Annotated in this window: 10 protein-coding genes; 4 read left to right on the top strand and 6 right to left on the bottom strand. The window is 67.2% G+C overall.

The window, feature by feature from the left end:
• Nucleotides 1-150: 150 nt before the first annotated feature.
• Nucleotides 151-4,332, bottom strand: coding sequence for a DNA-directed RNA polymerase subunit beta (gene rpoB, locus ACP2AD_RS12605; protein WP_425230394.1), 4,182 nt, complete (start codon nucleotides 4,330-4,332; stop codon nucleotides 151-153).
• An 824-nt stretch (nucleotides 4,333-5,156) separates the two neighbouring features.
• On the opposite strand from rpoB, the gene ACP2AD_RS12600 reads away from it, so the two are divergent.
• The gene (locus tag ACP2AD_RS12600; protein WP_425230393.1) at nucleotides 5,157-5,708 is read left to right on the top strand and encodes a hypothetical protein; all 552 of its coding nucleotides are present in this window, start codon (nucleotides 5,157-5,159) and stop codon (nucleotides 5,706-5,708) included.
• A gap of 80 nt (nucleotides 5,709-5,788) precedes the next feature.
• On the opposite strand, the gene ACP2AD_RS12595 is transcribed toward ACP2AD_RS12600, so the two are convergent.
• The 5 genes from ACP2AD_RS12595 to ACP2AD_RS12575 all read right to left on the bottom strand — a co-directional run bounded on the left by ACP2AD_RS12595 (nucleotide 5,789) and on the right by ACP2AD_RS12575 (nucleotide 11,314).
• Nucleotides 5,789-6,640, bottom strand: coding sequence for a hypothetical protein (locus ACP2AD_RS12595; RefSeq protein ID WP_425230392.1), 852 nt, complete (start codon nucleotides 6,638-6,640; stop codon nucleotides 5,789-5,791).
• A gap of 84 nt (nucleotides 6,641-6,724) precedes the next feature.
• Nucleotides 6,725-7,087: a hypothetical protein gene (locus ACP2AD_RS12590; protein WP_425230391.1), complete on the bottom strand. Its 363-nt coding sequence runs from the start codon at nucleotides 7,085-7,087 to the stop codon at nucleotides 6,725-6,727.
• Between the two features lie 417 nt (nucleotides 7,088-7,504).
• On the bottom strand, nucleotides 7,505-7,882 hold the full coding sequence (rplL, locus tag ACP2AD_RS12585) for a 50S ribosomal protein L7/L12 (RefSeq protein ID WP_425230390.1): 378 nt from the start codon (nucleotides 7,880-7,882) through the stop codon (nucleotides 7,505-7,507).
• A gap of 48 nt (nucleotides 7,883-7,930) precedes the next feature.
• A complete protein-coding gene (gene rplJ, locus ACP2AD_RS12580) occupies nucleotides 7,931-8,461 on the bottom strand; it encodes a 50S ribosomal protein L10 (RefSeq protein ID WP_425230389.1) in 531 nt (176 codons plus the stop codon).
• 282 nt (nucleotides 8,462-8,743) lie between these two features.
• Nucleotides 8,744-11,314, bottom strand: a complete 2,571-nt coding sequence (locus tag ACP2AD_RS12575) for a TonB-dependent receptor (RefSeq protein WP_425230388.1) — start codon at nucleotides 11,312-11,314, stop codon at nucleotides 8,744-8,746.
• Nucleotides 11,315-11,575: 261 nt separating this feature from the next.
• On the opposite strand from ACP2AD_RS12575, the gene secE reads away from it, so the two are divergent.
• From secE to ACP2AD_RS12560, 3 genes are all read left to right on the top strand, one after another.
• Entirely contained in the window at nucleotides 11,576-11,773 is a 198-nt protein-coding gene (gene secE / locus ACP2AD_RS12570; RefSeq protein ID WP_425230387.1) for a preprotein translocase subunit SecE, read from the top strand.
• A 23-nt stretch (nucleotides 11,774-11,796) separates the two neighbouring features.
• Nucleotides 11,797-12,336: a transcription termination/antitermination protein NusG gene (gene nusG, locus ACP2AD_RS12565; protein WP_425230386.1), complete on the top strand. Its 540-nt coding sequence runs from the start codon at nucleotides 11,797-11,799 to the stop codon at nucleotides 12,334-12,336.
• Between the two features lie 223 nt (nucleotides 12,337-12,559).
• Entirely contained in the window at nucleotides 12,560-13,246 is a 687-nt protein-coding gene (locus tag ACP2AD_RS12560; RefSeq protein WP_425230385.1) for a hypothetical protein, read from the top strand.
• The last annotated feature ends 22 nt before the right edge of the window (nucleotides 13,247-13,268 follow it).

Genomic DNA, 13,268 nt, shown 5'->3' with positions numbered 1-13,268 from the left:
TTTCTCCTCTCCCATTGGGAGAGGAAGGGGCCCACCGCGTCAGCGATGGGAAGGTGAGGGTGAGTGAGGGAGTGCTGGCGTCACCCTCACCCTTCCGCCGCCCTTGCGGGCGGCTCCCTCCCTCTCCCGAGGGGAGAGGGAGTGTGTTTCCTACTCCGCCGCGATCGCGAGGCCGTCCTCGTCACGCTCGGGCTCGTTCGTCTTCAGATCGACGTTGAGGCCCAGCGAGCGCATTTCCTTGACGAGCACGTTGAAGCTTTCGGGGATGCCGGCCTCGAACGTGTCGTCGCCCTTGACGATCGCCTCGTAGACCTTGGTGCGGCCGACCACGTCGTCGGACTTCACCGTCAGCATTTCCTGCAGCGTGTAGGCGGCGCCGTATGCCTGGAGCGCCCACACCTCCATCTCGCCGAAGCGCTGCCCGCCGAACTGCGCCTTGCCGCCCAGCGGCTGCTGGGTGACGAGCGAGTAAGGACCGATGGAGCGCGCGTGGATTTTGTCGTCGACCAGATGGTGGAGCTTGAGCATGTAGATGATGCCCACCGTCACCTTGCGGTCGAACATCTCGCCGGTGCGCCCGTCGAACAGGTCCGACTGGCCGCTCTCGTCGAGCCCGGCCAGCGTCAGCATGTCGGTCACGTCCTTCTCGACCGCACCGTCGAACACCGGCGTCCCCATCGGCACGCCAGCGCGCAGGTTCTGGGCCAGCTCGACGATCTCGTCACCGTCGCGGCCGTTGATGTCGTCGAGGTAATGCTCGCCATAGACGCTCTGGAGCCGCTCCTTGACCGCGTCAGGCATCGCGCCCGCCTTGGCGTCTGGATTGGCTTCCCGCCACTCGTCGAGCGCACCCGCGATCTGCTGACCTAGACCGCGCGCGGCCCAGCCCAGATGCGTCTCGAAGATCTGGCCCACGTTCATCCGCGAAGGCACACCCAGCGGATTCAGCACGAGGTCGACCGGCGTCCCGTCGGCGAGGAACGGCATGTCCTCCTGCGGCAGGATGCGGCTGATGACGCCCTTGTTGCCGTGACGCCCGGCCATCTTGTCGCCGGGCTGCAGCTTGCGCTTCACCGCAACGAACACCTTGACCATCTTGAGCACGCCCGGCGGCAGCTCGTCGCCACGCTCCAGCTTCTCGCGCCGGTCCTCGAACTTCTCACGGATCAGCTTGGCGGCGTCGTCATACTGGACCTTCACCGCTTCCAGATTGGCCTGTACAGCATCGTCCTGAACGGCGAACTTCCACCATTCGTGGCGATCGACGCTGTCGAGCACGTCCATGTCGATGGCCGCGCCCTTCTTGACGCCCTTGGGCGCGGCGGTCGCGACCTGGTCGAGCAGCATCTCGCGCAGCCGCGACCAGGTGGCGCGGTTCAGGATCGTGCGCTCATCGTCCGAGTCCTTCTTCAGCCGCTCGATCTCCTCGCGCTCGATCGCCATCGCGCGCTCGTCCTTGTCGATGCCGTGGCGGTTGAAGACGCGCACGTCGACCACCGTCCCCGACACGCCGGGCGGCAGCCGCAGTGAGGTGTCGCGCACGTCCGACGCCTTTTCGCCGAAGATCGCGCGGAGCAACTTCTCCTCCGGCGTCATCGGACTCTCGCCCTTGGGCGTGATCTTGCCGGCGAGGATGTCGCCCGGCTCGACCTCGGCACCGATATAGACGATGCCCGCCTCGTCGAGGTTGCGCAGCGCTTCCTCGCCAACGTTCGGGATGTCGCGGGTGATGTCCTCCGGCCCCAGCTTGGTGTCGCGGGCCATTACCTCGAACTCGTCGATATGGATCGACGTGAACACGTCGTCCTTGACGATCCGCTCGGAGATCAGGATCGAGTCCTCGTAATTATACCCGTTCCACGGCATGAACGCGACCAGCGCGTTGCGGCCGAGCGCCAGCTCGCCGAACTCGGTCGAGGGACCATCGGCGATGACGTCGCCCGACTCGACCACGTCGCCCACCTTCACCAGCGGCCGCTGGTTGATGCAGGTCGACTGGTTGGAGCGCTGGAACTTCATCAGCGTGTAGATGTCGACGCCCGACTTGCCGGCGTCGACCTCGCCGGTCGCGCGGACGACGATGCGGCTGGCGTCGACCTGATCGACAATGCCCGCACGCTTGGCCGCGATCGCCGCACCGGAGTCACGCGCCACCGTCTCTTCCATCCCGGTGCCGACGAACGGCGCCTCGGCGCGGACCAGGGGCACCGCCTGGCGCTGCATGTTTGATCCCATCAACGCCCGGTTGGCGTCGTCATTCTCCAGGAACGGGATCAGCGACGCGGCGACCGACACCAGCTGCTTGGGACTGACGTCCATCAGCGTGATCGTCTCAGGCAGCGCGTTGAGGAACTCGCCTGCCTGCCGCGCGGACACCAGCTCTTCGGTGAACGCGCCTGCGCTGTCGAGCGTCGCCGAGGCCTGCGCGATCGTGTGCTTGGCCTCCTCCATCGCCGACAGATAGACGACGTCGCCCGTCACCTTGTGGTCGATCACCTTGCGGTACGGCGTCTCGATGAAGCCATATTTGTTGACCCGGCTGAACGACGCGAGGCTGTTGATGAGGCCGATGTTCGGTCCTTCCGGCGTCTCGATCGGGCAGATGCGGCCATAATGCGTCGGGTGGACGTCGCGGACCTCGAAGCCCGCGCGCTCGCGGGTCAGACCGCCCGGCCCGAGCGCCGAGACGCGGCGCTTGTGCGTCACCTCGGACAGCGGGTTGGTCTGGTCCATGAACTGCGACAGCTGCGACGAGCCGAAGAACTCGCGCACCGCGGCGACCGCGGGCTTCGCGTTGATCAGGTCGTTCGGCATCACCGTCGACACGTCGACCGACGACATCCGCTCCTTGACCGCGCGCTCCATACGCAGAAGGCCGACGCGGTACTGGTTCTCCAGCAGCTCGCCGACCGACCGAACGCGACGATTGCCGAGGTTGTCGATGTCGTCGATCTCGCCCTTGCCGTCCTTCAGTCCGACCAGCGTCTTGACGACCTCCAGAATGTCTTCGGTGCGCAGCGTCGTCACCGTGTCCTCGACGTCGAGGCCCAGCCGCATGTTGAGCTTGACGCGGCCGACCGCCGACAGGTCGTAGCGGTCGGGATCGAAGAACAGGCCGCCGAACAGCGACTCCGCGGTCTCCAGCGTCGGCGGCTCGCCGGGGCGCATGACGCGGTAGATGTCGGACAGCGCCTGCTCGCGCTCCTCGGCCTTGTCGACCTTGAGCGTGTTGCGGATCCACGGACCGGTGGTGACATGGTCGATGTCGAGCAGCTCGATCCGGTCGATCCCAGCCTTGTCGAGCTTTTCGAGATTCTCCGGCGACAGCTCGTCACCAGCCTCAACATAGATCTCGCCCGTCGCTTCGTTGATGAGGTCATAGGCCGAATAGCGGCCGAAGATTTCCTCGGTCGGGATCAACAGGTCGGTCAGTCCGTCCTTGCCCGCCTTGTTGGCGGCACGCGGGCTGATCTTCTGCGCGGCGGCGAACACGACCTCGCCCGACTTCGCGTCGACGATGTCGTAGGTCGGCTTGACCCCGCGCCAGCTCTCGACGGCAAAGGGAATGACCCAGCCGCCCTGACCACGGACGAAGGTGACGCGGTTGTAGAAATAGTTGAGGATCTGCTCGCCCGTCATGCCGAGCGCATAGAACAGCGCCGTCACCGGCAGCTTGCGCTTGCGGTCGATGCGGACGTTGACGATGTCCTTGGCGTCGAACTCGAAATCGAGCCACGAGCCGCGATAGGGTATCACCCGCGCCGCGAACAGATACTTGCCGCTGGCGTGCGTCTTGCCGCGGTCATGGTCGAACAACACGCCCGGGCTGCGGTGCATCTGGCTGACGATGACGCGCTCGGTGCCGTTGATGAAGAAGGTGCCGTTGCCCGTCATCAGGGGCATGTCGCCCATATAGACGTCCTGCTCCTTGATATCGATGACCGACTTTGCCTCCGTATCCGGATCGACCTCGAATGCGGTCAGCCGCAGCGTCACGCGCATCGGCGCGGCATAGGTGATGCCGCGCTGGCGGCATTCCTCGACGTCGAACTTCGGGTCCTCGAGGACATAGTCGTCGAAATCGAGATAGGCGGTGCCAGCGAAATCCTGGATCGGAAACACCGAACGCAGCGTCTTTTCCAGCCCCGAGACATGGCCGGTCGTCTTGTCGGAGCGGAGGAACTGCTCATAGCTCTCGCGCTGCACCTCGATCAGGTTCGGCATCTGCACCACTTCGTGGATGTTGCCGAACACCTTGCGGATGCGCCGTTTCGCGGTGCCGCTCTTCACGGAGGAGCGCGCGCTACCCGCGTCGATCGCCTTGGTCGCCATGTTTCTGAAAGCCCCGATCAGCTAAATGGTGGGCGCAGGAGAACAGTCACGCAAAAAGGCCGAGCGCAATACTGCGTCGGCTCCCAAGCGTCTGATGATCACTGCCCCCTATTCGTCCGGGCCGCTGCGCAACGGCGGCCCATGTCCCGAAAGCGGTGATGGCTCAGGAGATAGGGGCGGGGCGGGGGGCTGTCAACGGCGCCGCCTGCAAGCTGGGCAAAGGCTGGATGCCAGCCCTGCATGGACGCCCGCACTGCCAGGCGTGTAGAGACGCGGCAATGACCCGTCTGCCCCGTCGCGCCATTCCCTCCATGCTCCTGGCGTCCGCTGTTGCCGGGCCGGCCGCGGGTCAAGGCCTGCAGATCCCGCTCGGCAACAGCAGCATCGTGCCCCAGTCAGCGCCGACGCCGGCGCAGACCCCCGCACCCTTTCCAAGCCCGGTCTTCACCCCCGCGCCGGCAGCGCCTCAGCCGGTGGCGACACCACGCCCGACGCCGACCGCAACGCCCCGTACAAGCCCCAGCGCCGCCGCAACGCCGCAACCCGCTCCATCGCCACGCGCCGCACCCACCCCTGCCGCGCGACCGGGCACTAGGCCGATCGTCGCAGCAGCCCCGGTCGCTGCGTCGGGGCCCCGCCCGACGCAGGTCCCCACGGCCGCCCCAACGCCCGTTGCCGCGACCACGCCGCGTCCGGCGATCGAGACGGTCGTCCTGCCTCGGCCGCAGCGGGGGCCGCTCTGGCCTTGGTTCGCAGGCGCGGCGGCGCTGCTTCTGTCGCTCGCTGCGCTGCTGTTCCGCCGACGTGGGCGTGAGCCCGATGCCGTGCAGACCGATGATGAAGGCGACGCCGCTGCGCTTGAGAGCGTGTCCACACCGCCGCTAGCGATGTCGTCGGCGCAGCTGACGGTCACGCTTAATCCTACCCGCGCCGGGCTCAACCTGCTCACCGCCACCGTCGAGGCGGACGTCATCGTCGCCAATACCGGCGACACCGCCGCAGTCGACATCCGCGCCGGGGTCGACCTCGACAGCGCGGGTGCGGGCGGCAGCAACAAACAGGCGCCGGTGGGTGTATTTCCCCCTGCGCGTCCGGTCGTGCCGCCCTTTGCCCTCGCCCCCGGCGAGGAGCGCCGCTTCCGCGCCGTCGCCGCCCTGCCGCACGACGCGATCCGTCCGCTCAGCGCGGCGGGCCGCCCGATGTTCGTGCCGCTGATCACCGTCCAGCTCGGCTGGACAGACGCCGCCGGTGCGCAGGGCGCAGCACAGGCCTGGGCGATCGGAATCGAACGCCCCGGCTCCGCCAAGCTCGCCCCGTTCTGGCTCGACGTAGCGCCGCGCAGCTACGACAACGTCGCAGCGCGCCTGACGCCGTAGCAAAGCGAACGCGCAGGATCATCCGGCGGGTGGCGATGCCGATGCCGGCAGCGCGGCGCTTCAGTCCGCGTCAGCCAGCCCTATTGCCGTGGCGGATGTTCCTGCAGACATTCCTGCGTCACCGTCGCCTGCGCCGCGCTGGACGGGCCCGCCGCCAGCTGTTCCTGTGTCTGCGACGCCAGCAGCTTATCCGCCGCGCAGGCGCAGATCGTCGGCATGTCCAGGCCCGCCGCATCGCTCTGCGACTGCGGCACCGCGGCCGTGCAGCGCTGGACGAACTGCGTGCGGTACGTCGCCTGAAAGCCGCTGCCGCCCTCACCGGCGGTGGTGTCGCTGGTCGTCGTGGTCGTGGCGCTGCCGTCACCCTTTTCCCCGGGGCCTTCCGGCTCGGCTGCACTGCTGTTGCCGCTCGCGGTTGTGGCCCCGGCGGCGGCGGGCGTTTCGGCGGCCGTCACGTTGCTCGCGGTGTCCGTCACGTTAGATGAGGTGGCGACCGCGGGCGTGTGACGTTTGATCGCATAGACCACCGCGCCCACCGCGATGACGCCCAGCAGCAGGATGCCGGCGAGGACACCGAAGATGACCTTCCCTGCGCCCCCGCCCGAGGGCGGCGGCCCGGCATAGCTCCCCTGGTACGGCGGCGGTTGCCGGCCCGCCATCGCGGCACCGGCCGCGCCGCCCGGCCCGCCCTGCCATCCGCCCGGCCCGGGCCCCGAACTCGCGCCCGGCCCGGCGCGCTCGGCGAACAGCGGCTGCAGCTCGGGGACCGCGCCCGCCGGCATCGTCTGCGGCGGCATGCCCGGCCGGTACACCGTCACCGGCCGCGGCGGCACCAGAAAGCCCGACCCGATCGCCTGCCGCCACGCCTGCCAATCGGGCAGCTCGCGGACATAGCCATTGTCGTCAACCGTGATGCGCGTGCCGTCGGTCATTGCCTGCTTCCCCCTAAACCCCGCGCCAAGTGTACGGCGCAGGCAAGGGGATGCAAGCCCGCGGGCGCTAAACGGATGGCCGGCCTAACTTGCCGCGCGGGGCGGATGCTCGCGCACGCACTGCTGCATCACCGCAGTCTGATCCGCCGCCGAGGGCCCCCGCATCAACTCGGCGACCGACTTGGTCGCGAGCAGCTTGTCGGCGACGCAGCCGCAGATCGCCGGAAAGTCCATTGCCGCCGCTGCGGCCCCACCCTGCCGCGCCGCCGCTGCCTGCGCACTGGTGGTGCAGGAGTCGGCAAATTTCGTCCGGTATTGCGTGCGAAAGCCCTGATCGAACCCACCGGCGAAGCTGTTGCCGTCGGCCGCGTTGCCGTTGGTGCCGGTCGTATGGCTGCCGCAGCCTGCGAGCAGGGCGGCGAGGGTGATAGTGCAGACCAGGCGCATGCGATTTCTCCCCGGTTGTTGACGCGCAGGTCCAAAGCGTCGTGCGCGGACAAAAACGGCTGACCGCCGTTTTCGATCCGCCTTGATCGACGAGCGGGCGCGCCGCACGGGCCAATCCGACAAGATCGTGCCGGAGATGGCGAACGGCGGCGGGGTTACCGCCGTGACCATGCGGGTGCGAAGGAGCGGTGGACGTCGCCCGGACCGGGAACCGGGGAGAGACCGCCGCGTAGGTGGTGGGGAGGGGCTGCCTCGCCATGAAGAAAGGGCGGTCCCGCGCGTGCAGGACCGCCCTTTCACGTTGGCATGGCCGTCACGGGATTGGATCCCGTGACATCGAAGCTCGGCTGACGCCGAGCCCGGCCGGCCTGGTGACGTGCGGATCAGCGGTAGCTAATCCGCCTCGTCACTCGCGGCTTACTTGATTTCCACCGTCGCCCCGGCCGCCTCGAGCTGTGCCTTGATCTTGGCGGCCTCGTCCTTGTTCACGCCTTCCTTGACGGCCTTGGGCGCGCTCTCGACCAGCGACTTCGCCTCGGTCAGGCCCAGCGCGGTGATCGCGCGGACCTCCTTGATGACGTTGATCTTCTTGCCGCCGTCGCCGGTCAGGATCACGTCGAACTCGGTCTGCTCCTCGACCGCAGGCGCAGCCGCGCCGCCGCCGGCGGCCGGTGCAGCCGCAACCGCGGCGGCGGCGGACACGCCCCACTTCTCTTCGAGCAGCTTGGAGAGCTCTGCGGCCTCCATCACGGTCAGCGCGCTCAGGCTCTCCACGAGCGAATTCAGGTCAGCCATTTTCTAGTCCTTCGGTTCGATTGAGATAAATTGAATAGAGTTGGAAGCTTACGCCGCTTCCTTCTCCGCATAGGCGCTGAGCACCCGCGCAATCTGCGCAGCCGGAGCCTGAGTGATGGTCGCCAGCTTGGTCGCCGGAGCCACGATCAGCCCGACGATCTTCGCCCGCAGCTCGTCCAGCGACGGCAGCGTCGCCAGCGCCTGCACGCCCGCAAGGTCGAGCGCGGTGGCGCCCCCCGCTTGTTCCTTCAGGGCGCCGCCCACGATCTCGAACTTGTCGTTGCCCTTGGCGAAGTCCACGACCACCTTCGCGGCCGCGACCGGATCGATCGACGTCGCAAGCCCGACCGGTCCGGTCAGCAGGTCGCCGAGCGAGAGATAATCGGTGCCGTCGAGGGCGATCTTCGCCAGCTTGTTCTTGGAGACCTTATAGGTCGCCCCCGCCTCTCGCATCGCGTTGCGCAGCCGGGTCGACTGCGCCACCGTCATGCCGTTGTTGCGGGTGACCACCACCACGCCGACCGACGAGAACGTCTGCTTGAGCTCGGCGACGGCCGCGGCCTTTTGAGCACGATCCATACGCTTCTCCCTACCTGCACGGGCAAGGCCGCGCAGGAACAACTTGACCGGGCAGGGCGATGCGCCGCGTCCGGTGACGTACAGTCCAGCGATGGGGAAGGGGGCCGCAAGACGCGCGACCGACGGCGCGGGCAAGCCCGGCCGGAAACCGTTTCCCCGTCTCGGCAGGACATTAAGCCGGGGAGCCCGGCGCCTGCTGTCTAGGACGGATGCCCGCGGCGGACCGGGGGCAGCGGCGCTGCTAATAGCTGGCGGCGGGGGGAAGTCAAGCCCGCCCCCGATCTAGAACGCCGCCGACAGCGTCACGAAGAACTGCCGCGGCGGGATGGGATAAGCCGAATAGCTGTTGGTCGCCGAGCCGATCGAGAGCGTCGACTCGCCCTGCCTGTCCGTGACGTTGGTGACATTGAGCGCGATCTCCGCGCGGCGCAGCGGCAGCACGTCATTGGGCACCCGCGCCGCAATCCGGATCGACGCCAGGAAATAGGAATTGACCCGGACATCGTTGCTGAAAGTTGCGAACCGGCCGCCGACGAAATCACCGATCCCCTGCACCTCGAACGGGCCCGCCGACACCGTCGCGACCGTCTTGTTCAGCCAGGCCGGGATGCCGGGCAGGTGCTTGCCGCAGGTCGGCACGACGCCGCCGACGACCAGGAACCCGCCGATGCAGCTGTTCGTCGCCGCGCCGATGCCGGTCGCGGTTGAGGTATAGTCGTTCTGATATTTCGACAGGTTGTACGACGCCGCATTGTAGAGCGAGAAGCTGCGCCCGAGCCGCAGCGTCACCGCCGCATCGACGCCGTCGGTCTTCACGTCGCCGACATTGACCAGGATCGAGGTGCCGCCGGTGATGCCGCTGCCCGCGATGCCGCCTGGATTGGTCGAGATGGCGAGCAGGCGGTCGTTGAAATCGACATGATAATAGTTGATCTGCGCGGACAGCCCGATGCCGTCGCCGAACCGGCGGTTGGTGCGCAGCCCCGCTTCATAGGTCCAGCTGCTCTCCGGCCGCCCCTGCTGCGCGAAGGCGTCGAACGCCGCCTGGCTGCCCGTGAACCACGGCCCGCCGCCGCCTGCGAGATACGCCTGGTATTGGCGCAGGTTCTTCTGGACGTTGGCATAAAGCTGCTCATGCCCGTTCAGGTCGAAGGTCGCGCCGGCTGCGGGCAGGAACCAGCGCCGCGTATTGATCCGGCCCTGCGGCAGCCCGCCGGTCAGCCCCGACAGCGATCCCGCGCGCGGCTGCACCGGAAAGCGCCCGTCGGCCCATTGCGCGCTGGTCTTGAAGCCCGCCTGGATCAGCAGCCGATCGAGCGCCTGCCAGCGATCCTGTATGTGGAGTTGCAGCTCCTCGATCCGCGCCTCGCCCTGATATTGCGTGAACAGTGGCTGCGCGACCTCCAGCGGCCGGATATATGGGGTGCTCGCGCCCGGGTTGTTGACGTCGACCGCGTACCAGCGGCGATACTGCGTCGTGCGATTGTGCTCGTACCAGCCGCCCAGCTCGATCTGGTGTGCGCCCAGCTCGATGTCGAGCGCGGAGATGATGCCGTAGCGGTTGATCCGGTATTCGGTCGTCCGCGTGATCAGCCCCGACCCGCCCGTCACCGCGACCAGCGCGGCGCCCGCCGCCTGCGCCTGTGCATCGGTCAACGCGGTGCATGCCGCCGGACGGATGCCATTGGCGTTGCCCGCGAACCGGCAGTTGGCCGGCAGCGTCCCGTAGGCTGGATCAAGATAGGGCTGCGCGGTCGTGATCGACTGGCCCAGCGGCCCCGCCACCACGCCCGCGCCGTCGTTATGGTGGAAATAGCCGGTTGTCGACCAGGTCACATGGCCGCCCAGGTGCGCGTCGTAGCGCGCATAGCCGAGATAGTCGGTGCGCTGCGCATCCGAATAATAGTTGCGGTAATTGCTGCCCTGCGCCGCCGGGGTGTTGCCGAACGCGCTCAGATAGCCGGTCCGATAACCACTGAAATCGGGGTAGAAGAACGGTTTTGTATAAGGAGTGTAGAGCTGCGCCGCGGTCGCCGTGCCGCCCGCCGACGGCCGGAAGAAGACGGTCGCGTCCTCGTTGGGCTGGGTGAAGTCGTTATAATCGGCATAGAGCGTTAGCTTGCCGCGGCCGTCGTCATGGACGAACTTCGCATTCGCCTGATAGCCGCCCTGGATGCCGTTGAAATCCCACGCCCGCGCCCGCTGCCGCGTCCCTGCGACATAGGCGGCATTGTTGCCGCCGAAGGTGCCGGTATCGACGCGCAGGAAGGTACGCGAGGTGCCGTAGCTCCCCACTGTCTGCCCCGCCTGGATGCCGTAATGGTCGAGCGGCGCGGACGAATAGGTTTCCACCGTCCCGCCCAGATTGCTGTTCGATGCCGTCGCCAGATCGCCCGCGCCCGTCGCCACGACGACGCGCCCGACATTCTCGGAGATCACCGCGCGCTGTGGCGACAGGCCGTTGTAATTGCCATAGCTCTGGTCGCCGAGCGGGATTCCGTCCATCGTATAGCCGAGCTGGTTGGCGGCGAAGCCATGAATGAAAAGCTGGGCGTTCTGCTCGTTATAACCCCACGGATCGGCGGTGATGTACAGCACGCCGGGCAGCGTCTCGATCGCCTTCAGCGGACTGACGCCGGGCAGGATCTTCTGCATTTCGACCCCGGGCAACGCCACGGCGGTCCGCACCTGATTGCCGGTCACGATCACGGTCGGGGTGTTGCCGTCGGCATCCACCAAAGGCGCATCGGCGCTGCGGGTAGGATCGGGCGCGCTGGTCTGCTGCGCGGCGACGGCCGCGGGCGAGAGGAGGGCGATGGCAAGCGCCAGCGACGAGACGGAGCGGCGAATCATGGACGGTCCCCTTGCTGCTGCATCGCGCTCGTGCAGTTGGGGCGGGGCCTAGATCGGCTTCGCGCCAGTTCGGTGACTCTCCCGTTGCAGTTGCATGACGCCGGCAGCGCTGGGCCGGCCCGCCCGCTCAACCACCGGCTTGCGCCGCCGCTCCGCCGCCGCTATCTCACCCCCATCCGACAGCGAGGATGTGTCTCTCGCCCGGCCTTCATCCGGAAGGCGCGGGCGGCGGACCCATGCTCGAAAGCCGAGAGAAGGTTCATGGCGAAGACGACCCCAGTCGAGTTCATCAATCAGGTCCGCGCCGAGACCAAGAAGGTCGTCTGGCCTACCTGGAAGGAGACGTGGCTGACCGCCCTGATGGTCGCGATCATGACCACGGTGCTGGCGCTGTTCTTCCTCGGCATCGACACGGTGTTCGAGGCGCTGGTCGCCGCTCTTCTCAAGCTCGCCCGCTGACAGGCGCAAAAGGGACAATGACGATGTCGCGCTGGTACATCATCCATGCTTATTCCGGTTTCGAGGGCAAGGTCCGCGACGCGATCATGGCGGAGGCGACCCGCCTCGGTCTCGATCGCCTCGTCGAGCAGATCGAGGTGCCGACCGAGACGATCACCGAGGCGCGCCGCGGCAAGAAGATCGCGGTCGAGCGCAAGTTCATGCCCGGCTATGTCCTCGCCAAGCTCGACATGAACGACCAGGTCTATCACCTGGTCAAGAATACGCCCAAGGTGACGGGCTTTCTCGGCAGCATGGGCAAGCCGCAGGCGATCAGCGAGGCCGAAGCCGCGCGGATGCTTAACACCAAGGAGGAGGCCGCCGCCAACGCACCCAAGCAGAAGATCAAGGTCGATTACGAGATCGGCGACGCAGTCAAGGTGCTGGAAGGGCCCTTCGCCAGCTTCAACGGCACGGTCGAAGAGCTCGACTTCGACAAGGCGAAGGTCAAGGTCAGCGTCTCGATCTTCGGCCGCGCGACCCCGGTGGAACTGGACTTCGAGCAGGTCGAGCGCAGCAAGTAGGGCGCGTCCGGCGCGCCTTACGGCCGCACGCGCTTGGCAGAGTTAGAAGTGAGACGGGCAAGCTCGGCCGGCGGGTAGCGAAGCGCTCCCGTCCGACGAGTCACGCGATTTATCCGTGTGACCGCCTCCCGCCATCCGCTCTCGCCCTTCGGTTCTGCCCTCGCTGTCCGCGCCTGCGCCGCAACGGCGTTTACCTCTGGCCAACGAGCACCCGGGGGGAAGCATGCAGCGGATCATCGTCGACTTCAGCCAGCTGGATAGCATCGACCTCCTGGCGCTGCCGCACGCGCCGATGGGTCAGATGAAGGCGCCGCATCCGCTCGGCGGCACGGAAGCCGAGGCGCTCGTCCTGGCATTGAAGGCCGCCGCTGCGGTCAGCAACGTCGGCAAGCAGTTCAACAATTTCCTCGCGCAACGGCACGCGCCGCCGACGCTGGAGATCATCGCCCCCGCCAAGACGCCGATCGCGGGGGCCGCACCCTCCATGCGAACGACCGTCGCCGATCACACCGAGGCGCTCGGCATCAATCTGGGCTGGAACATGATCGGCGGCGCCAGCTTTGGCTCGGGCCTCTACAATGGCCGCAACCCGCTGGAATGGGGCGTCTACGGCTCCGCGTCGATGAGCGTGACGACCGGGATCGGCATGAGCGGCATGGTCGAGTTCACGATCATCTTCGACAAGCCGTCCGCAATGGCCGGGCTCGGCGGCAGCATCACGGCGACAGTGGGCAAGATGACGCCGATGGGCGTCAATGCCGCGATCGGCGGCGGCATCGTCTATTCGGCCTCGCCGGCCAAGGTGATCGGGCTCGTCTTCACCTTCGGCATCAGCGCCGATTTCGTTTCGCTGCCGGTGCTCACCATCACCGCCAGCCTCGGCAGCACGGCTATGCTGCGGTTGGGGTAGGGCGTTCGTCACCCCTTGTCTG

It is taken from the genome of Sphingomonas sp., from assembly GCF_965248875.1.
Taxonomy (GTDB): Bacteria; Pseudomonadota; Alphaproteobacteria; order Sphingomonadales; family Sphingomonadaceae; genus Sphingomonas.
The sequence above is the reverse complement of the archived record's forward strand: the minus strand, read 5'-3'. Positions and strand labels throughout refer to the sequence as shown.

What these genes read in the sequence shown, in the direction of transcription:
- secE (WP_425230387.1), top strand. Translation starts at nt 11,576, where the DNA reads ATGGCGAAGACGACCCCAGTCGAGTTCATCAATCAGGTCCGCGCCGAG.
- ACP2AD_RS12595 (WP_425230392.1), bottom strand. Translation starts at nt 6,640, where the DNA reads ATGACCGACGGCACGCGCATCACGGTTGACGACAATGGCTATGTCCGC.
- rpoB (WP_425230394.1), bottom strand. Translation starts at nt 4,332, where the DNA reads ATGGCGACCAAGGCGATCGACGCGGGTAGCGCGCGCTCCTCCGTGAAG.
- nusG (WP_425230386.1), top strand. Translation starts at nt 11,797, where the DNA reads ATGTCGCGCTGGTACATCATCCATGCTTATTCCGGTTTCGAGGGCAAG.
- ACP2AD_RS12575 (WP_425230388.1), bottom strand. Translation starts at nt 11,314, where the DNA reads ATGATTCGCCGCTCCGTCTCGTCGCTGGCGCTTGCCATCGCCCTCCTC.
- ACP2AD_RS12590 (WP_425230391.1), bottom strand. Translation starts at nt 7,087, where the DNA reads ATGCGCCTGGTCTGCACTATCACCCTCGCCGCCCTGCTCGCAGGCTGC.
- ACP2AD_RS12560 (WP_425230385.1), top strand. Translation starts at nt 12,560, where the DNA reads ATGCAGCGGATCATCGTCGACTTCAGCCAGCTGGATAGCATCGACCTC.
- rplL (WP_425230390.1), bottom strand. Translation starts at nt 7,882, where the DNA reads ATGGCTGACCTGAATTCGCTCGTGGAGAGCCTGAGCGCGCTGACCGTG.
- rplJ (WP_425230389.1), bottom strand. Translation starts at nt 8,461, where the DNA reads ATGGATCGTGCTCAAAAGGCCGCGGCCGTCGCCGAGCTCAAGCAGACG.